The 18,566-nt window shown below is 65.6% G+C and carries 17 protein-coding genes and 1 pseudogene; 11 read left to right on the top strand and 7 right to left on the bottom strand.

Annotated elements, in window-relative coordinates:
• The first annotated feature begins 44 nt into the window (after positions 1–44).
• The 3 genes from QNA11_RS10335 to QNA11_RS10325 are packed head-to-tail and all read left to right on the top strand — an operon-like array spanning position 45 to position 3,468.
• Entirely contained in the window at positions 45–2,264 is a 2,220-nt protein-coding gene (locus QNA11_RS10335; RefSeq protein WP_283482966.1) for a transglycosylase domain-containing protein, read from the top strand.
• 11 nt (positions 2,265–2,275) lie between these two features.
• Positions 2,276–2,887: a DUF1214 domain-containing protein gene (locus QNA11_RS10330; RefSeq protein ID WP_283482965.1), complete on the top strand. Its 612-nt coding sequence runs from the start codon at positions 2,276–2,278 to the stop codon at positions 2,885–2,887.
• On the top strand, positions 2,878–3,468 hold the full coding sequence (locus QNA11_RS10325; RefSeq protein ID WP_283482964.1) for a DUF1254 domain-containing protein: 591 nt from the start codon (positions 2,878–2,880) through the stop codon (positions 3,466–3,468). The genes QNA11_RS10330 and QNA11_RS10325 overlap by 10 nt, the downstream gene beginning before the upstream one ends.
• Before the next feature lie 198 nt (positions 3,469–3,666).
• Here the strand turns inward: QNA11_RS10325 and QNA11_RS10320 are convergent, their stop codons facing one another.
• The 3 genes from QNA11_RS10320 to QNA11_RS10310 are packed head-to-tail and all read right to left on the bottom strand — an operon-like array spanning position 3,667 to position 5,158.
• Positions 3,667–4,065, bottom strand: a complete 399-nt coding sequence (locus QNA11_RS10320; protein WP_283482963.1) for a DUF1178 family protein — start codon at positions 4,063–4,065, stop codon at positions 3,667–3,669.
• Between the two features lie 2 nt (positions 4,066–4,067).
• Positions 4,068–4,331, bottom strand: a complete 264-nt coding sequence (gene grxC, locus QNA11_RS10315; protein WP_202072908.1) for a glutaredoxin 3 — start codon at positions 4,329–4,331, stop codon at positions 4,068–4,070.
• A gap of 53 nt (positions 4,332–4,384) precedes the next feature.
• Positions 4,385–5,158: a ComF family protein gene (locus tag QNA11_RS10310; protein ID WP_283484195.1), complete on the bottom strand. Its 774-nt coding sequence runs from the start codon at positions 5,156–5,158 to the stop codon at positions 4,385–4,387.
• 298 nt (positions 5,159–5,456) lie between these two features.
• On the opposite strand from QNA11_RS10310, the gene QNA11_RS10305 reads away from it, so the two are divergent.
• Positions 5,457–6,767 (top strand): IS4 family transposase, encoded by a 1,311-nt coding sequence (locus QNA11_RS10305; RefSeq protein WP_283482962.1) that lies wholly within the window; start codon positions 5,457–5,459, stop codon positions 6,765–6,767.
• Positions 6,768–6,823: 56 nt separating this feature from the next.
• Here QNA11_RS10305 and QNA11_RS10300 read toward each other — a convergent pair whose 3' ends face one another.
• Together QNA11_RS10300 and QNA11_RS10295 are read right to left on the bottom strand one after the other, a co-directional pair.
• Entirely contained in the window at positions 6,824–7,999 is a 1,176-nt protein-coding gene (locus QNA11_RS10300) for a CobW family GTP-binding protein (RefSeq protein WP_283482961.1), read from the bottom strand.
• A complete protein-coding gene (locus QNA11_RS10295) occupies positions 7,996–9,480 on the bottom strand; it encodes a D-alanyl-D-alanine carboxypeptidase family protein (RefSeq protein ID WP_283482960.1) in 1,485 nt (494 codons plus the stop codon). Before QNA11_RS10295 ends, QNA11_RS10300 begins: the two co-directional genes overlap by 4 nt.
• Positions 9,481–9,792: 312 nt before the next feature.
• Here QNA11_RS10295 and QNA11_RS10290 point away from each other — a divergent pair, with 312 nt between their 5' ends.
• The 7 genes from QNA11_RS10290 to QNA11_RS10260 all read left to right on the top strand — a co-directional run bounded on the left by QNA11_RS10290 (position 9,793) and on the right by QNA11_RS10260 (position 17,419).
• The gene (locus tag QNA11_RS10290) at positions 9,793–10,692 is read left to right on the top strand and encodes a LysR family transcriptional regulator (RefSeq protein WP_202072905.1); all 900 of its coding nucleotides are present in this window, start codon (positions 9,793–9,795) and stop codon (positions 10,690–10,692) included.
• 129 nt (positions 10,693–10,821) lie between these two features.
• Positions 10,822–11,298, top strand: coding sequence for a formate dehydrogenase subunit gamma (locus QNA11_RS10285; RefSeq protein ID WP_165051135.1), 477 nt, complete (start codon positions 10,822–10,824; stop codon positions 11,296–11,298).
• Positions 11,295–12,845 carry a formate dehydrogenase beta subunit gene (locus QNA11_RS10280; RefSeq protein ID WP_283482959.1) on the top strand — a complete coding sequence of 517 codons (1,551 nt, stop codon included), beginning with the start codon at positions 11,295–11,297 and terminating at the stop codon, positions 12,843–12,845. Before QNA11_RS10285 ends, QNA11_RS10280 begins: the two co-directional genes overlap by 4 nt.
• 10 nt (positions 12,846–12,855) lie before the next feature.
• Positions 12,856–15,735 (top strand): formate dehydrogenase subunit alpha, encoded by a 2,880-nt coding sequence (fdhF, locus tag QNA11_RS10275; RefSeq protein ID WP_283482958.1) that lies wholly within the window; start codon positions 12,856–12,858, stop codon positions 15,733–15,735.
• Positions 15,732–16,559 (top strand): formate dehydrogenase accessory sulfurtransferase FdhD, encoded by an 828-nt coding sequence (fdhD, locus tag QNA11_RS10270; protein ID WP_283482957.1) that lies wholly within the window; start codon positions 15,732–15,734, stop codon positions 16,557–16,559. Before fdhF ends, fdhD begins: the two co-directional genes overlap by 4 nt.
• Positions 16,549–16,773 carry a formate dehydrogenase subunit delta gene (locus QNA11_RS10265; RefSeq protein WP_283482956.1) on the top strand — a complete coding sequence of 75 codons (225 nt, stop codon included), beginning with the start codon at positions 16,549–16,551 and terminating at the stop codon, positions 16,771–16,773. The genes fdhD and QNA11_RS10265 overlap by 11 nt, the downstream gene beginning before the upstream one ends.
• Positions 16,774–16,909: 136 nt before the next feature.
• Complete coding sequence (locus QNA11_RS10260; protein WP_283482955.1) at positions 16,910–17,419, top strand: YchJ family protein; 510 nt, start codon at positions 16,910–16,912, stop codon at positions 17,417–17,419.
• A 104-nt stretch (positions 17,420–17,523) separates the two neighbouring features.
• Here QNA11_RS10260 and QNA11_RS10255 read toward each other — a convergent pair.
• Both QNA11_RS10255 and QNA11_RS10250 read right to left on the bottom strand, forming a co-directional pair.
• A pseudogene (locus QNA11_RS10255) lies at positions 17,524–18,012 on the bottom strand (methylated-DNA--[protein]-cysteine S-methyltransferase); the annotation flags it as partial.
• A gap of 116 nt (positions 18,013–18,128) precedes the next feature.
• Entirely contained in the window at positions 18,129–18,509 is a 381-nt protein-coding gene (locus QNA11_RS10250) for a DUF779 domain-containing protein (RefSeq protein ID WP_283482953.1), read from the bottom strand.
• Between the last annotated feature and the right edge of the window lie 57 nt (positions 18,510–18,566).

Genomic DNA, 18,566 nt, shown 5'->3' with positions numbered 1-18,566 from the left:
TCGCGCGCCGCGATTTTAATTGTCCCGCCGGGAGCCTGCGAGCCTTGTTCGAGCGTCTTTGGTCCTCGTCCTTTGTGAAGCGTATCCGGCGTATTCTGCTGTCGGCGGACGCGCTCATCGATTCGAGCGTCTTCGACAGCGGCCGGCGGTCGCGCGAGCTTTACGAGAATTTCTCGACCTTCATGGAGCGCTTCCATGTCTCGGGCTTTGCGCGCCTCGGGGTCGAGCTTGCCTGCGAGACGCTCACCTGGGGCGTCATCGGGCTCATCGCCATGGCGGCGCTCGCCAGCTCGGCCTTCCAAATGACCAGCGAGGGCGACTGGCTGAAGCAGACCGATCTCGCCGTCACCTTCCTGGACCGCTATGGCAATGAAGTCGGCCAGCGCGGCATCAAGCACGACGACGCGGTGCCGCTGGAGGAATATCCCGACTATCTCATCAAGGCCGTGCTCGCGACCGAGGATCGCCGCTTCTACGAGCATTTCGGCATAGACGTGATCGGCACGGCGCGCGCGCTGACGGTCAATGCGCGCTCCTCGGGCGTGGTGCAGGGCGGCTCCTCCATCACGCAGCAGCTCGCCAAGAATCTGTTCCTCTCCAACGAGCGCACCATCACCCGCAAGATCAACGAGGCCTTTCTCGCTTTGTGGCTGGAGCATCACCTCACCAAGCGTGAGATCCTCAAGCTTTATCTCGATCGCGTCTATATGGGCGGCGGCGCTTTCGGCATTCAGGCCGCTGCTGAGTTTTACTTCGGCAAGTCGGTCAAGGACGTCACGCTCGCCGAGGCGGCGATGCTCGCCGGCCTGTTCAAAGCCCCGACGAAATACGCCCCGCACAATAATCTTCCCGCAGCCCGCGCCCGTGCCAATGACGTGCTCAACAATCTGGTCGACGCCGGCTTCATGACCGAGAGCCAAGTCATCGCGGCGCAAAAGAGCCCGGCGACGCCCGTCGACCGGCAGCGGCAGGACAGTCCCGACTGGTATCTCGACTTTGCCTATGGCGAAATTCGCAAGCTCGCTGCCGCCGGCAAGCTCGGCGACAATCGCGTGCTCGCGGTTCGCACGGCGCTCGATTCCAATGTGCAGAAGCACGCGGAAGAGGTCATCGAGAAAAATCTACGCGAGCAAGGCCGCTCTTATCACGTGAAGCAGGCGGCGATGGTCGTCATGGAGCCCGACGGCGCCGTGCGGGCCATCATTGGCGGCCGCGACTATGGGGCGAGCCAATTCAACCGCGCGACCGACGGCTCGCGTCAGCCGGGCTCTTCCTTCAAGCCCTATGTCTATCTCACGGCGCTGATGACCGGCCGCTTCAAGCCCACGACCATCGTCACCGACCGGCCGACCTGCATCGGCAATTACTGCGTTCACAACTATAGCGGCGGTTATGCGGGCTCCATGCCGCTCGCCATGGCGCTGGCGAAATCGCTCAATACCGTCGCCATCCAGCTCTCACAGGCGATCGGCAACGGCGACTCGCGCATTGGCCGCGCGAAGATCATCGAGACTTGCCGCAAGCTCGGAATCAGCACGCCGCTCGAGGACACGCCGTCCCTGCCTGTCGGCCAGAGCGACGTGATCCTCATCGAGCATTCATCCGCCTACGCCGCCTTCGTGAATGGCGGGAAGCGCGTCATTCCTTTCGCCGCCGTCGAAATCCGCAATCGCCAGGGCGATCTGCTCTATCGCCACGATCGTGACGCGCCGCCGCAAAAACAGGTGTTGCCTTATGAGAAGGTGGTCGATCTCGCGGGCATGATGAAGAAGGTGGTGGAAGAGGGCACAGGCAGGCGCGCGCAGCTCGGCGAGGGCATCGACGTCATCGGCAAAACCGGCACGACCAATGGCTATAAGGACGCCTGGTTCTGCGGCTATTCCGGCACGATGGGCGGCTGCGTCTGGTATGGCAACGACGACAATGAGCCCATGAACAACATGACCGGCGGCACGCTGCCGGCCGGCACCTGGCACGACGTCATGGCCTATGCGCATCAGGGCGTGGCGCTCAAGCCCATTGTCGGGCTCACGACGCAAGCCAGGCCGGAGGCCGCCACAGTCAGTGAGAACGGCGCAAAGCCTCTGGAGCTCGGCGCCCCGCAACGGCCGGCGACCCTCTCCAAGGGCGCGGCGCAGGCGCTGGAGTCGATCGAGAAAAAGGCGCGGAGCGCCGCGACCGGCAGGCAGAGTTCGCTCGTCTCGCCCGCGACGATCGCGCAGACGCGCGGCGGCGATTTCCCCACGATCGGCGCGGTCCAATAGCGAGGGGCCAAATGAAACGCCAGACGGCTTTTGGAGCGAATCCCCCTTACACAAAATATCTGCGGGCCGCTTCGGCGATGATGGGCGGCCTCGCGCTCGGGCTCGCGGCGACGGTCGTTTCGCTCAACGCAGGCCATGGCTTCAACGCCCTGCGGGCGGGCCCCTGGACGGCCTGGCCATCCGTCGGCGGCCCCAATATCGATCCCTACGCCCGCGCCGGGATCGCGCGTTCTGGAGAAGCGCCCTTGGGGCGCGACCAAGGCCTGGCCTTTATCGCGACGGCGGATTCGAGCGGCGCCCCGCTCGACGGCGCCTGCGAATATAGCGTCGTCGATCCGCTGCCGCCGGCGCGTTTCTGGACTCTGTCGCTCGCGACGCCGAGCGGCGGGCTCATCGACAATCCGGCGGGGCGCTACGGCTTTTCGTCGGTCGACGTGTTGCGGCGCGAGGGCGGCGGCTTCGAACTTGTGATCGCCCGCCGCGCCCGCGCCGGCAACTGGCTGTCTCCAGGAGAGGCGCGCAAATTCGTGCTCATGCTGCGGCTCTATGATACGCCGCTCGATGTCGACGCCCGACCCGATCCCAATACTTTCCCCCGTATCGTGAAGCTGAAGTGCGCCTAGCTCCTCCCGACCGCTTTTTCGATTATTTGCCCTGGGCCGCAGCCACGCTGCTCGTCGCAGGCATCGTGCATATCGTTTCCGTGCTGCTGATGCCGGCGGTCGCGCCGCAGGACGCCTATGCGCGCGCACGCGCGGCCGTCGGGGACGCGCCGACATTCGCGCTCGTCGCGCTGCCGCCGATGGCGCCCGGCGCCGAGCCCTTGCCGTTCGAAGACCCGGCCTTTGCGGAAGGCGTCTGCGTCTATGATTTGTCGAAAGGGATGCTGCGGGTGACGGCGCCGGCGGATGGCGAGGATTATCTTGCGCTCTCCTTCCACGCCAAAGCCGGCCGCATTTATCACGCCATCACCGACCGCGCGGCGATCAAGGGCAAGATCGACATCGTGATCGGCGACGACAGGCAGATGGACGCTTTGAGCGCCAGCGACGACGCGCCGCAGCAGCAAGTGCGCCTCACGGCGCCGGCCAAGCGCGGCTTCGTGCTGGTGCGCTCGCTGGCGAAGCGCCCGTCGGATATGACGCGCGCGCGGGAGCGGCTCGCAACGGTGATGTGCGAGCGCGTCGATCCGCCGAAGGATTAGCGGCGTCGCCCAATGGCAGGCAAAACCGGCGCTATCTTGGCCCGCCGTCATTGCGAGGAGCGTAAGCGACGAAGCAATCCAGGGCAGCTATCGCGGCTCTGGATTGCTTCGCTTCGCTCGCAATGACGGGAGGCTCTGGATTCCCTGTCGGGCTTTCAGCCCATCGGGAATAACGCCGTCATTCAAACGGCAATGGCGTCAGTTGTCCTGCGGCAAATCCGGCAGCGGTAGAATCTCGATCCCATCCTCGAGCAGCGCCTTGGCCTCTTCGAAGGTGGCGCGACCGCGGATCGGGCGGCGTTCCGCCTCGCCGTCTTCGATGGCGCGCGCCTCGTCGGGGAAACGCTCGCCGACATCTTCCGTCCCGGCGACGACATGCTCGCGCAATTCCTTGATCATCTGGCGAAGGCGCGCAGGGGCCTCTTCCCGCCCGCTGCGCGCGACATGCGGCGCCATCACGCCGCGTGTGACCTTCTCCGACGCGCAGAAAGGGCAGACGACGAGATGCTGCTCGACTTGCTTCTCGAATGTCTCGCTGTCGCGAAACCAGCCGTCGAACTGGTGCCCTTCGTCACAGACCAGCGTGTAATGCACCATGGTCAGGCTCCCGCGGCGAGGAGCGGGTCGAGGCCGCCCTCGCTGTCGAGCGCATGGAGATCATCACAGCCGCCGACATGTTTTCCGTCGATGAAAATCTGCGGGACGGTGGTGCGGCCATTGGCGCGTTCGCTCATCGCCTGGCGGCCCGCCGGATCGCCCGCGACATTGATTTCCTCGAACGCAGCGCCCTTTTGCGTCAGGAGCCGCTTGGCCGCGATGCAATAGGGGCAGGTCGGGGTCGTGTAGATTTCGATACGCGCCATTTTGGGGGAAGGCCTGGACCTATGGTTTCGTTGGCCCGCTTATAGCCCCGATGTCACGCGCTTGTCACCGCCCGCGCGAAGACCAGCAAATCGACCTGCGCGGCGCCGGCTTTCAAAAGCGCCCGGGCGGCGGCGTTGGCGGTGGCCCCGGTGGTGAGCACGTCGTCGACCAGCACAAGCTTAGCGTTATCGATGAGGGCGGCGCGCTCGGGGTCGACGCGGAAGGCGCCTGACAGATTGACCGCGCGCTGGGCGCGCGAGAGGCCGACCTGGGGCGCCGTCGGCTTCACGCGCAGAAGCGCTTGCGTCTCCACCGGCGCCCCGCATTCGCGGGAAATAGCCCGCGCCAGCTCCGCCGATTGGTTGAAACGCCGCGCGGCGAGGCGCAGGCGATGGAGCGGAATCGGAACGAGGATATCGGCGTCGGCGAGAATATCCGCGCCGGCGCGCGCCATCCAGCGGCCCATGGGGACGGCGAGCTCCAGCCGATCGTAATATTTGAGCCGATGCGCGAGGGAACGCGCCTTGTCGCTATCGTAGCGGGCCACCGCGCGGGCGCGATGGAAGACCGGCGGATTGGCGGCGGCCTCCGGCGAGATAAGCCCGGGCTGGTCGAGATCGAGCGCGAAAGGCGTGCCGAGCCGCTCGCAGAAGGGCCGCTCGATGAAGGCGATCTCCCGCCAGCACGCCGCGCACAAGGCCCCATGCTCCGCCACCGCCTTGCGGCAGACGAGGCAGGAGGGGGGATAGACGAGGTTGAGCAGCGCGGAGGCGGCGCGGCGGGCGGCGGCGGTGAGGCGGTCGAGGGGGAGCCGGTCGAACTGCATTTTGGGAGTATGGCGCAAGACCCCCTCCCTGTCCCTCCCCCGCCATAGGGCGTCTGGAAGACGCCCGTCTTTCGCCGGGCTATGCGCGGGAGAGGGAACGCGCGCGATCAGCGTTGTCAATGAAGGCCGCAACCTGCCCCCTCTCCCGCGATAGCGCTATCGAATGCACACATCGTGATTGCCTCGGTGGGGTCTGTTTGATTCCGTGGGTCGCGTATTGATTCGCGGGGTGGGGCATGGCGATTTCGTATGGACTGGGGCGGTTCGGCGACCGCCGCCTGGAAAAAGGGGGGTCTCGTTGCATCGGGGCCTTGTCGCGCGGCCGTGCGCGCGCATCCGTCGGATCGCCGGCGGGCGGCGGGCGCAGGAGGTGCGGCTCACGCGCTTCCTGCGCAATCCTGCGGTGACAGCCGAGGAGATGGCGCGGCACGCCGCCGGGCTCACAGCGGCGCGGGCGGCGGGTCGCGACATAGTGGTGGCGCAGGACACCAGCGAGCTGGCGCTCGGCGGCAAGCGCGCGCAGGCGAACGGCTATGGGCCGGTCGGCAAGGGCGGCGGGACGCGCGGCCTTTTGCTGCACGCGGCCCTGGCGCTCGACGCCGGCACGGGCGCGCTGCTCGGCCTCGCTCATGCCGAGGTCTGGAACCGCGACACGGGGGCCAAGGTCGCGGCGCGGCGCTCGCGCGCGCTCGCGGACAAGGAATCGCAGCGCTGGCTCGATGTGGCGGCGCATGCGCGCGAGGATTTCGCGGCGGCGAAGCGGATCACTGTCGTCTCGGATCGGGAGAGCGACATCTACGCGCATCTCGCGCAGCGTCCGGGCGGCGTGGAGCTGATTGTGCGCGCCTGCCAGAACCGGACGATCGCCGCAGACGGCGAGGATGCGATCGAGCTTTTGTTCCCCTTCGCCGACGGATTGGCCGAGGCGGGCCGCTTCGTCGCCGAGATCCCGGCGGCTCCGGGACGCAAGGCGCGCAAGGCGGCGCTCGCGGTCCGCGTCTCGCCGGTCACTTTGCGCAAGCCGCGCCACGGCGCGCGCGACTTGCCGGACGCGGTCGGCGTGACTTTGGTCGACGTGCGCGAGGTCGGGGCCGCGGAGGGCGTCGCGCCCATTCATTGGCGGCTTCTCACGACCCATGCGGCGACGAGCCTGGCCGAGGCGCGCCGGGTGATCGACCTCTATCGAATGCGCTGGACCATCGAGGAATTCTTCCGCACGCTGAAGACGGCGGGCTTCGAGATCGAGCAGGCCGACATCTGCGATCCGAAAGTGATGATCAAGCTGGTGGCGGCGACGGCGGTCGCCGCGGTGACGGTCATGCAACTGGTCAAGGCGCGCGACGGCGCGACCGACCAGTTGCTGACGGACGCTTTCGAGCCCGAGGACGAAGCGCTGCTGGAGGCCGTCTCGGCCAAGCTCGAGGGCGCGACGGCCCGCCAGAAGAACCCCCACCGCAAAGGCAGCCTCGCCTTCGCCGCCTGGGTCGTCGCCAGGCTCGGCGGCTGGACCGCCTATTACGGAAAGCCCGGCCCCAAAGTAATGCGCCAGGGCCTCGACGACTTTCGACGAATAAAGTTCGGAGCCGCGCTGACCTTCTACGATGTGTGAATCCGATAGCGCGATAGCGGGGGAGGGTTGGGGAGGGGGCCTCAGCCGAGGGGGCCTCAGCCCAGCAACCCACCCTTCGCCGGGGCCAGCGGATTATTGGTCAGCGCTTCGGCGTCGGGCGTTCCCACCGCCGGCCGATGAATCAGCGCGGCATAAAGCCCCTCGACGAATTTGCGGTCGAGATCCTTCACGATGAAGACGATGCGCGTTCGCCGGTCGTCATCGGGCCAAGCCTCCAGCCGATGCGGCGGATGGAAGACGTGCTGCACGCCATGGATGACGACAGGCCGTTCGGGCTCGTCGGAAAGCGCCACGATGCCCTTCACCCGCAGCAGCCGCGGCCCGTGCGTATGGCGCAGCAGATCGATGAAAATGTCGAAGGACGGAGGCGTGAACGGTTCGTCGCCCGTCAGGCAAAACGCCTGAATGTGCGCGTCGTGGCGATTAACGTCGTGATGGTGGTGATCGTGATGCGCGTGGCCGTGATCGTGATGATGGCCATGTTCATGCGCCTCGTCCACCGCCTCGGCGTTCAACCAGTCGCGCACGCGCGGCGTCTTGGTCGCGGGGTCGTAGAGGCCGCAATCGAGTAAAGCGGCGGGCGTCGCCTCGTCGGCGTCGAGGATGCGCGCGCCCGGGTTCAGCGCCGCCAATCGGGACTTCAGGCTCGCCGCCTTTGCGGCGCCCTCGGGCAGGTCCGTCTTCGTCACGACCAGACGATCGGCGACGGCGGCCTGCTTCACCGCCTCCTCATGCGCGTCGAGCGTCGCTTCGCCATTCACGGCGTCGATCACGGTCACGACCCCGTCGAGCCGGAAGCGCAGCACGAGATAGGGGTGGTTCATGATCGTGTGGAGGATGGGCGCCGGATCGGCGAGGCCCGTCGTCTCCAGCACGACGCGGTGGAACGGCTTGATCCGCCCATTGTCCAACCGCCGCAGCAGATCCTCGAGCGTATTCACGAGATCGCCGCGGATCGTGCAGCAGATGCAGCCCGAGCTCATCATCACCATGTCGCCCTCGACCTTCTCGATGAAGAGATGGTCGAGGCCGATCTCGCCGAACTCATTGATGAGGACGAGCGTGTCGGAAAGCTCCGGCGCGGCGAGCAGGCGGTTGAGCAGAGTGGTCTTGCCGGCGCCGAGAAAACCGGTCAGCACGGTCAATGGAAGGGGCGGCGGCGGCCGACGGCCGGCGGCGTTGGGACTTTCGTTCACAGCGTCTTCGCTCACTGGGCTTTGCCGTGCGGCTTGGTCTCGGCGTGGACCTTGCCGGGCGCCTTCGGCTTTTCAGCGGCGGCCTTTTCGGCGGGCTTGGCGACGATTTTCACCGGCGCGGCTTTCTCCGCCTGCGCCTTGCCTTTCTTGGCCGCTTTGCCCTTCGCCGGTTTGTCGTGTGAAGCGGCCTTGTCTTCGTGAATGATGTCCGCGACTGGCGCCGGCGCGGGGACATGGGCGTGGCTAATGTGTTTGCCGGCTCTGCCCTTGCCCTTTCGCATCGTGACGGCGTCGGGGGCGGCGCGGCTGATCGGCGATGCCTCCCCGCCCGTGGGCTCGACATTGGCGTAGGCGGCGAGATCGGGCTGCTCGCCGATCGGCGCGCCGGGCGCGCGGGCGCGGGCCACGGGGCCGGTATAGCCTGCCGCGCGTCCGACGAAGACCGGCACAGGCTCGAAATGCGGACGCGGCAAGCGGGCGATGTCTTTCACGCTGATCTGCTGCTGGCCGGCGCCGACCGCGTCGAGCAGCGGAATGCCCGTTGGCGCAGAGCCGACCGGAATGCTCATATCCTCGACTTCGTTCATGAATTCCGCCGTCGCCGCGCCGCGGTGATGGCAGACGCTGTCGCGCATGTCGGGCGCAGCCGTCGGGCCGGCGCTGGGCAATGACGCGAGCGAGCCGATCGAGCCGCCGGTCTGGAAGGCGCGGTCGAGCAGCGCCGCCGCCTTCGCGGTGCGCGCCGAGGCGGAGGGCGCGCCGAGCACGACCGCAATGAGACGCTGGCCGCCATGCGTGGCCGAGGCGACGAGATTGAAGCCGGCGGGGCAGGTGAAGCCGGTCTTCATGCCGTCGGCGCCGGGGTAGCGTCCGAGCAGGCCGTTATGGGTGGCGTGGACGCTGGCGCCGAGCTTCATGGCGCCGATGTTCCAAAGGTTCGAATATTCGGGAAACTGCACGTAAAGGGCGCGGCCGAGAAGGGCGAGGTCGCGCGCCGAGGTGACCTGGCGCGAGTCCGGCAGCCCGTTGGGATTGACCCAGACCGATTGCGTCATGCCGAGCTTCTGCGAAGCCGCGTTCATATCGTCGGCGAAGGCCTCGACCGAGCCTGAAACGCCTTCCGCAATGGTGACCGCGATGTCATTCGCCGACTTCACCATCAGCATGATGAGCGCATTTTGCAGGGTGACCTCGGAGCCGGAGCGGAAGCCCATCTTGGACGGCGCCATGCGCGTTGCGCGCGGCGACACCATCAAGGGCGTGTCCATCGTGAGGCGCCCGGCGCGCACCGCGTCCAGCGCGACATAGGCGGTCATCAGCTTGGTCAGCGAGGCCGGGTACCAGGAGGCGGTCGCCTGGTCCTGTTCGAGAACCGAGCCGGAGGCCACGTCGATGACGAGCGACGGGGTGGCTCGCGCAGGCGGGGCGGCGAGCGCGGCGGCGGCGAGGCAAGATGCGAATGCCCCGAGACGGGAAAGCCCCTTTATCTTGGCCATTGGCAAAACGTCTCCTTGGTCGCCGCCCGTTGAGAGCGCAGCAAAAAACATACTGGCCTTTCGAGACGGTTCAAATATGGGCAAATTGTGACAGGCGCCAGTCAAAAGCTTTGCAAGCCTCAATCGCGCGCGCCGCTATCCACCGACTCGGAGCGACTCGTTTCCTCTCGATTTCGCGGGCGTTTGCGTCGCCGGTATGGTATGGCACGGCCAGCGCGAGGCAGAGGCGCCTGGGGGAGCCGCCGCCCAAGTGGTCGGGCATGCCGCGAATGAACCCAAGAGGCGGCGCCGTCGGCGCCGACACGTTCCGAAGTGATCGACAAACTCGAATTTCTCATCGCGGTCGCCAGCGAGAAAAGCTTCTCTCGCGCGGCGGAGATTTGCGGCGTCACCCAGCCCACGCTCTCCGCCGGCGTCAAGCAGCTCGAAGACTCGCTCGGGGTGCTGCTGGTCAACCGCTCGTCCCGCTTCCACGGCCTGACCGCCGAAGGCGAGCGGGTGCTGGAATGGGCCAAGCGCATCGTCGGCGACGCCCGCGCCATGCGCCAGGAGGTCCGCACGCTGCGCGAAGGGCTCTGCGGGCAGCTCAAGATCGCCGTCATTCCCACGGCGGAGGGAATCGTCTCGGCGCTCACCACGCCCTATCGCGCCAAGCATCCGCATGTGCGCTTCAAGGTGGTCTCGGCGTCATCGACCGAGGTGCTCGCCATGCTCGATAATCTCGAGATCGACGCGGGCATTACTTATCTCGATAATGAACCGCTCGGCCGTGTCAGAACCGTGCCGCTTTGTTCGGAACGCTACCGGCTGCTGACAGCCGAGGGCAATCCGCTGAGCGACCGCGATCGAGTCACCTGGGCCGACGTCGGCCGGATCGATTTGTGCCTGCTCACGCCCGACATGCAGAATCGCCGGATCGTCGAACGGCTGATCGGCGCCAACGGCGCCGAGCTCGCGCCGATTCTCGAGTCGAACTCGGTCATTCTGCTCTACGACCACGTCAAATCCGGCCGCTGGGCGACGATCATGCCGGAAAAGCTCGCGAAAACCTTGGGGACGCAGCCGCCGCTCCGCTCCATCCCCATTGTCGAGCCCGAGGCTGGTCATGAGATCGGCCTGGTCGCCCCGCTGCGCGATCCGGTCATTCCGCTGGTTGGCGCGCTCGTTGCAGAGGCAAAAGCGCTCGCCGAAAGCGGCAGTCTGGCCGATTGATAGGCAAGCCCTATGGCGCAACGGCCGGGACGGTATTGATCGGCGCCGGGAATTCCGGCAGTGTCATCGGAATAATATAAATGAAGGGCGCCTTGTCTCGAAGGTCGACGCCCCAAAGCGAGGGAAGAAATGGCTGGCGCTGCTCAGTATAGCGACGAGCGGGCGCGGGAGATCATTGCGGCCCATATGGGCCTCGAAGGACCTGCACTGCCCATATTGCATGCGCTTCAGGCTGAATTCGGCTATGTGCCGGATTCCGCGGTGAAGGAAATGGCGACGGCGCTGAACATCAGCCGCGCCGAAATGCATGGCGTCGTCACCTTTTATCACGACTTCCACAGCGCCCCGCACGGCCGCCACACGCTGAAAATCTGCCGCGCCGAATCGTGCCAGTCGATGGGCGCCGAGAAGCAGGCCAACGACTTCCTCGCCCGCCAGAAGCTCGAATGGCATCAGACGACGCCCGACGGCTCCCTCACGGTCGAGCCGGTCTATTGTCTGGGCCTGTGCGCCCATAGTCCGGCCGCCCTGTACGATGGCGAGCCGATTGGACAGGTCGACGCCGCGACGCTCGACGAGATCGTAGCAGAGGCGAAAGGCGAATGACCAAGATCTACATTCCGCTGGATATGGCCGCCGTGGCGATGGGCGCCGATCGCCTCGCCGCCGCCGTCGCCAAAGAGGCCGCCGCGCGCGGCCAGCAAGTCGAGATCGTGAGAAACGGCTCGCGCGGCATGCTCTGGCTCGAGCCCCTGATCGAGGTGGAGACGCCCGCGGGCCGTGTCGGTTACGGCCCCGCCAAGGTGAAGGACGTCGCCTCGCTGTTCGACGCGGGCTTCCTCACCGGCGGCGCGCATGCGCTGAGCATCGGGGTGGTCGAAGAGCACCCCTGGATGAAGCGCCAGAACCGCTTCACCTTCGTGCGCTGCGGCGTGATCGACCCGCTGTCGGTCGCCGACTATGAGGCGCATGACGGTTTCAAGGGTCTGAAACGCGCTTTCGAGATCGGCTCGGCTGCGATCGTCGACGAGGTCGCCAAGTCCGGCCTGCGCGGCCGTGGCGGCGCAGGCTTCCCGACCGGCATCAAGTGGAAAACGGTCGCCGATTGCGCGCCCGGGCAAAAATATGTGGTCGTCAACGCCGACGAGGGCGACTCCGGCACTTTCGCCGACCGCATGATCATGGAAGGCGATCCGCTCTCCCTCATCGAGGGCATGACCATCTGCGGCTATGCGATCGGCGCCTCCAAGGGCTACGTTTATCTGCGCTCGGAATATCCGGTCGTCGCCAAGGTCTTCCAGGCTGCGATCGAGAAGGCGCGCGACGCCGGCGGGCTCGGCCAGAACATCAAGGGCTCGGGCTTCGATTTCGACGTCGAGCTGCGCATCGGCGCCGGCGCCTATGTCTGCGGCGAGGAGACCTCGCTGCTCGAAAGCCTCGAGGGCAAGCGCGGCATCGTGCGCGCCAAGCCGCCGCTGCCGGCCCATGTCGGCCTCTTCGGCAAGCCCACGGTCGTCAACAACGTCCTCTCCATGGCCACCGTGCCGATGATTCTGGAGAAGGGCGCGAAGCATTACGCCGATCTCGGCGTCGGCCGTTCGCGCGGCACCATGCCGCTGCAGATCGCCGGCAATGTGAAATTTGGCGGCCTGTTCGAAACCGACTTCGGCATTCCGCTCGGCACGATCGTCAATGACATCGCCGGCGGCACGCGCACGGGCCGTCCGGTGAAGGCGGTGCAGGTCGGTGGTCCGCTCGGCGCCTATGTGCCTGTGTCGCTTTTCGACCTACCTTTCGACTACGAAGCTTTTGCGGCGAAAGACAGCCTGATCGGCCATGGCGGCCTCGTCGTGTTCGACGATACGATCGACATGCTGTGGATGGCGCGCTTCGGCATGGAGTTCTGCGCGATCGAAAGCTGCGGAAAATGCACGCCTTGCCGTATCGGCTCGACGCGCGGCGTCGAGACGATCGACAAAATTCGCAATGGTCAGGATGTCGAGAAGAATATCGAGCTTCTCAAGGACCTCTGCCACACTATGAAATTTGGCTCATTGTGTGCATTGGGCGGCTTCGCGCCGTATCCCGTCGAGAGCGCTCTACGCCATTTCCCAGAGGACTTCCGCAAGTCGGCCCTTGAAGCCGCTGAGTGAGGTAGCCGCCATGACGCTTATCAAAGAGACAGATTACGGGACGCCAGAGTCCAAGTCGGCGAACATGGTCACGCTGACCATCGACGGCAAGAGCGTCACTGTTCCCGAGGGAACCTCTATCATGCGCGCGGCGATGGAGGCCGGGACCGAGATCCCGAAGCTCTGCGCCACGGACAGCATCAAGGCCTTCGGCTCCTGCCGCCTCTGCGTGATCGAGGTCGAGGGCCGCAACGGCACGCCCGCTTCCTGCACCACGCCGGTCGCGCCGGGCATCTCCGTGAAGACCCAGACTCCGCGTCTTTCCGCCATCCGTCGCGGCGTGATGGAGCTCTATATCTCCGACCATCCGCTCGACTGTCTGACCTGCGCCGCTAATGGCGATTGTGAGCTGCAGGATATGGCTGGCGCTGTCGGCCTGCGCGACGTGCGTTACGGCTATGACGGCTCCAACCATGTCTTCGCCCGCAACAATGGCGAAGCCAATTTCAATTGGAAGCCGAAGGACGAGTCGAACCCTTACTTCACCTATGATCCGGCGAAGTGCATCGTCTGTAACCGCTGCGTGCGCGCCTGCGAGGAAGTGCAGGGCACTTTCGCGCTGACAATCTCCGGCCGCGGCTTCGACTCGCGCGTTTCGCCAGGCATGGACGAAGCCTTCATGGAGTCGGAATGCGTCTCCTGCGGCGCTTGCGTCCAGGCCTGCCCGACCGCGACCCTCACCGAGAAGTCGGTCATCGCCATCGGCCAGCCGGAGCACTCCGCCGTCACCACCTGCGCCTATTGCGGCGTGGGCTGCACCTTCAAGGCCGAGATGCGCGGCGAAGAGCTCGTGCGCATGGTGCCCTGGAAGGACGGCAAGGCCAATCACGGCCATAGCTGCATCAAGGGCCGCTTCGCCTACGGCTACGCCCATCACGGCGACCGCATCCTCAATCCGATGATCCGCGAGTCGATCGACCAGCCGTGGCAGGTCGTCTCCTGGGACGAGGCTCTGACCTTCGCCGCCGACCGTCTGAAGGCGGTGCAGGCGAAATATGGCAAGGGCTCGGTTGGCGCCATCACCTCCTCGCGCTGCTCGAACGAAGAGACCTATCTCGTTCAGAAGCTCGTGCGCGCCGGCTTCGGCAACAACAACGTCGACACCTGCGCCCGCGTCTGCCATTCGCCGACCGGCTATGGCCTGAACCAGGCCTTCGGCACCTCGGCCGGCACGCAGGATTTCGACTCGGTCGACGACTCCGACGTCATTCTCGTCATCGGCGCCAATCCGACCGACGCGCATCCGGTCTTCGGCTCGCGCATGAAGAAGCGCCTGCGTGACGGCGCCAAGCTGATCGTCATCGATCCGCGCCGCACCGACCTCGTGCGTTCGCCCCATATCAAGGCGGACTTCCACCTGCCGCTCAAGCCCGGCACCAATGTCGCGATGGTCACGGCGCTCGCCCATGTCATCGTGAAGGAAGGGCTCGTCAACGAAGAATTCGTCCGCGCGCGCTGCGATTGGGACGAGTTCCAGGCCTGGGCCGACTTCGTGTCGCTCGACCGCAACAGCCCCGAGGCGCTGGAGTCGGTCATCGGCGTCAAGGCCGAAGACATCCGCGGCGCCGCGCGTCTCTATGCGACCGGCGGCAATGGGGCGATCTACTACGGTCTCGGCGTGACGGAGCACTCGCAGGGCTCCACCACGGTCATGGGCATCGCCAATCTCGCCATGGCGACCGGCAATCTCGGCCGTCGCGGCGTGGGCGTGAACCCGCTGCGTGGCCAGAACAATGTGCAGGGCTCCTGCGACATGGGCTCGTTCCCGCACGAGCTGCCGGGCTATCAGCACATTTCGGGCGAGGCGGCGCGCGCCGCTTTCGAGGCGGACTGGGGCGTCAAGCTCGACCCCGAGCCCGGCCTGCGCATCCCCAACATGTTCGACGCGGCGGTCGAGGGTCGGTTCAAGGGCCTCTATCTGCAGGGCGAGGACATTCTGCAGTCCGATCCCGACACGCGCCATGTTTCGGCGGCTCTCGCCAATATGGAAATCGTGATCGTGCAGGACCTGTTCCTGGTCGAATCCGCCCATTACGCCCATGTGTTCCTGCCGGGCTGCTCCTTCCTCGAGAAGGACGGCACCTTCACCAACGCCGAGCGCCGCATTCAGCGCATCCGCCAGGTGATGAGGCCCAAGAACGGCTATGGCGATTGGGAGATCACCCAGAACCTCGCCAATAAGCTCGGTCTGGGTTGGAACTATGCGCATCCGTCCGAGATCATGGACGAGATCGCGCGGCTGACGCCCTCTTTCCGCAATGTCTCCTATACGATGCTGGAAGAGGTCGGCTCCGTGCAGTGGCCGTGCAACGACGCATCGCCGGACGGCATGCCGATCATGCACATCGAGGGCTTCGCGCGCGGCAAGGGCAAATTCGTCATCACCGAATATGTGCCGACCGACGAGAAGGTTGGGCCGCGCTTCCCGCTGCTGCTGACGACGGGCCGCATCCTGTCGCAGTACAACGTCGGCGCGCAGACCCGTCGCACCGAGAACAGCCAATGGCATCCTGAGGACGTTCTCGAAATCCATCCGCATGACGCGGAGGATCGCGGCGTCGTGGAAGGCGATTGGGTGAAGGTCGCGAGCCGCGCCGGCGAGACGACGCTTCGCGTCAAGATCACCGATCGCGTGGCGCCGGGCGTGGTCTATACGACCTTCCATCATCCGCTCTGCAACACCAATGTCGTGACCACCGACAATTCGGATTGGGCGACGAACTGCCCTGAATACAAAGTGACGGCCGTGCAGATCTCCAAGAGCAACGGCCCCACCGAGTTCCAGGAGAAGTATCGCGAGCTGTCCGAGTCCGCTCGGCGGATTGCGAGCACGATCGACGCGGCGGAATGACCGAGACGCCGTCGGCCACTCTTCGGGTAGAATGCCTGGCGCGCCGTCACGATGTGACGGCGCGCTCTTCACGCGTGATCCCCGAAGAAACGCCGATCGCCTTCACCTATGGCGGCTCCACTCATGCAGTGATGATGGCGACGCCCGCTGATCTCGAAGATTTCGCGGTCGGCTTCGCCATTACCGAGGGGCTGATCGATGCACCCGACGATACAGGCGACGTCGAGATCGTCGCTTCGGACGCGGGCATTGAGCTGCGCACCTGGCTCGGCGGCGGCCGGCAGGAGGCCTATGCCGCGCGCAAGCGCTCCATGGCCGGGCCAACGGGTTGCGGGCTTTGCGGCATCGAGAGCCTGGAGGCGGCGACGCGCGCGCTGCCGACGCTCGACAATGCACTCACCGTCGACGCCGAAGGATTGATCGCGGCGATGGACCGGTTGCCCGGCGCGCAGAAGATCAATCAGGAAACGCGCGCGGTTCACGCCGCGGCTTTCTGGAGCCCCGTCTCGAACGCGCTCATCGTGCGCGAGGATGTCGGGCGTCATAATGCGCTCGACAAGCTTGCCGGCGCGCTGGCGCGCCAAGGCCTCGCTGCGTCGCAGGGCGTGGTTCTGATGACGAGCCGCGTCTCCGTCGAGCTCGTGCAAAAGGCCGCCCGCATCGGCGCGCCGATCATCGCGGCGGTGTCGGCGCCAACGGCCTTGGCTGTTCGCAGCGCCGAAAAATGCGGTATGACGCTCGTGGCCGTGATGCGGGGCCGCGACTTCGAAATCTTCACCCATCCAGGACGCATCGTCGAACAGGTTTCCGCACATGTCGCATGATTCAGTTGAGAAGCTCGTGAAAATGGCCAATCAGATCGGCTCCTTCTTCGGCGCGCAGAAGATCGGCGCCGCCGCCGGCATGGCCGAGCATTTGCGCAAGTTCTGGGCCCCCCATATGCGCGAAACCATCCTCGAACATGTGAGCCATGGCGGCGCAGGCCTCGAGCCGATCGCGATCGAAGCGGTCAAGATTCTTCAGGCCGAAAAGAAGTAAGACGAGCTGTCGCAAGACGAAGGAGAAGCGGCGCCGGCGATGCCGGGCCGCTCTTTTCGTTTCCGGAAAGTGATGGACGGACCGAGCGCCATCCCTTAGCTCTTCGCCCGCAAGATGACTCATCAGAAAGCCCAGCATGACCGACGCAATCTGCCCCTGCCGCGTAACCGACGCCGACAAGCGCGCCTATGCCGATTGCTGCAAGCCCTATCTTGAAGATGGCAAGGCGCCGCCGACAGCCGAAGCGCTTATGCGTTCGCGCTACACGGCCTTCACGCGCGCCGACATCGATTATCTCGAAGAGACGCTGGCGCCAGGCACGCGCGACGATTTCGACCGCAAGGCGATCACGCATTGGTCGAAGCAATCGCAATGGCTCGGCCTTGAGGTGCTCTCCACCGAAGCGGGCGGGGAGAGTGACGACAGCGGCTTTGTCGAGTTCGTCGCCAGCTTCACCATCGAGGGGCAGCGCTACGATCATCGCGAGCGTTCGCTCTTCAAGAAGGTCGACGGCCGCTGGTATTTCCAGGAAGAGGCCAACCGCAAGAACGAGCCGATCGTGAAGGGCAAGCAGCCCGGCCGCAACGATCCGTGCCCCTGCGGCTCCGGGAAGAAATATAAGAAGTGCTGCGGGGCCGCCGCGTAAGGCGGCGCGCCCTCATCCGACCCTCGCTAACGCGAGGGCCACCTTCTCCCGCAAGCGGGAGAAGGTGGCCCCTGCGTTAGCAGGGGTCGGATGAGGGCAGCCGATCAAGCGACATGGCGGGGCAGCAGCGCCTTCTCCCGCGCCAGCAGGACACGCTTGCGATCGGCTCCCCAGTGGTAGCCGGACAGCGAGCCATCGCTGTGCAGCACGCGATGGCAGGGGACCGCGACCGCCACAGGGTTTGCGCCAATGGCGCTACCTACCGCTCGCGTCGCTTTCGGCGCGCCGATGCGACGGGCAATCTCCCCATAGCTCGTCGTGTGGCCGGGCGGGATTTCACGCAACGCCGCCCAGACGCGACGCTGGAAGTCCGTGCCGCGCGCGTCGATGGGGAAGGCGGCGGGAGAGTCGGGCCTTTCGATCATCGTCAACGCCGCGTCGACGAGCGCGTCGCCATCCGCATCCTCGATGAGCAGGGCCTTTTTGAAACGCCTGCGAAGGTCGTCCTGCAGAACCTCGGCGTCGTCTCCGAGCAATATGGCGCAGACGCCTTTGTCGCTCACGGCGATCAGCGCCTTGCCGAGGCTGCATTTGCGCAGCGAATAATGGATCGTCTCTACGCCCCGCGTCGGAATCGCTGGCGGCGTCTCATGCAGGCTTTGAGCTTTCATCATCGAAACCTTCCAGCGTAAAGCGATGAACGAGTCAGCTAGCAATGATTTGGGTCTTGCGACGCGAAGGCGCTGAGCTCCTCGTCGGAGAATAGCCTAGAACGGGTCAGGAATCTCTCCCCCGTGCCATTGTCCAGAGAAAACATGCCGCCCTGGCCGGGCACAACGTCGATAATGAGCTGGGTGTGTTTCCAGTAATCGAATTGCGCGCGGCCGATATAGAAAGGCGCGCCGCCGATTTCGCCGAGCTTCACGTCATTGTCCCCGACGAGAAACTCGCTCTCCGGATAACACATGGGCGCCGAGCCGTCGCAGCAGCCGCCGGATTGGTGGAACAGGATGGGGCCGTGGGCGCGGTGCAGGCGTTCGATGAGGGCGAGCGCGGTTTCGGTGGCGATGACTCTTTGGGGCTGGTTCATTGTGTTCAAGCCCCCCTCCCCAACCCTCCCCCGCTTCGCGGGAGAGGGAGTAAATCG

It is taken from the genome of Methylocystis sp. JR02 (assembly GCF_030063565.1).
In the GTDB taxonomy this organism is placed as follows: Bacteria; Pseudomonadota; Alphaproteobacteria; order Rhizobiales; family Beijerinckiaceae; genus Methylocystis; species Methylocystis iwaonis.
This window is presented reverse-complemented; position numbering and strand designations above follow the sequence as displayed.

Excerpts from the sequence above, each read along its gene's own strand:
- QNA11_RS10330 (WP_283482965.1), top strand. The coding sequence starts at position 2,276 with ATGAAACGCCAGACGGCTTTTGGAGCGAATCCCCCTTACACAAAATAT.
- QNA11_RS10320 (WP_283482963.1), bottom strand. The coding sequence starts at position 4,065 with ATGGTGCATTACACGCTGGTCTGTGACGAAGGGCACCAGTTCGACGGC.
- grxC (WP_202072908.1), bottom strand. The coding sequence starts at position 4,331 with ATGGCGCGTATCGAAATCTACACGACCCCGACCTGCCCCTATTGCATC.
- QNA11_RS10310 (WP_283484195.1), bottom strand. The coding sequence starts at position 5,158 with ATGCAGTTCGACCGGCTCCCCCTCGACCGCCTCACCGCCGCCGCCCGC.
- QNA11_RS10295 (WP_283482960.1), bottom strand. The coding sequence starts at position 9,480 with ATGGCCAAGATAAAGGGGCTTTCCCGTCTCGGGGCATTCGCATCTTGC.
- QNA11_RS10285 (WP_165051135.1), top strand. The coding sequence starts at position 10,822 with ATGGCTGGCGCTGCTCAGTATAGCGACGAGCGGGCGCGGGAGATCATT.
- QNA11_RS10280 (WP_283482959.1), top strand. The coding sequence starts at position 11,295 with ATGACCAAGATCTACATTCCGCTGGATATGGCCGCCGTGGCGATGGGC.
- fdhF (WP_283482958.1), top strand. The coding sequence starts at position 12,856 with ATGACGCTTATCAAAGAGACAGATTACGGGACGCCAGAGTCCAAGTCG.
- fdhD (WP_283482957.1), top strand. The coding sequence starts at position 15,732 with ATGACCGAGACGCCGTCGGCCACTCTTCGGGTAGAATGCCTGGCGCGC.
- QNA11_RS10265 (WP_283482956.1), top strand. The coding sequence starts at position 16,549 with ATGTCGCATGATTCAGTTGAGAAGCTCGTGAAAATGGCCAATCAGATC.
- QNA11_RS10260 (WP_283482955.1), top strand. The coding sequence starts at position 16,910 with ATGACCGACGCAATCTGCCCCTGCCGCGTAACCGACGCCGACAAGCGC.
- QNA11_RS10250 (WP_283482953.1), bottom strand. The coding sequence starts at position 18,509 with ATGAACCAGCCCCAAAGAGTCATCGCCACCGAAACCGCGCTCGCCCTC.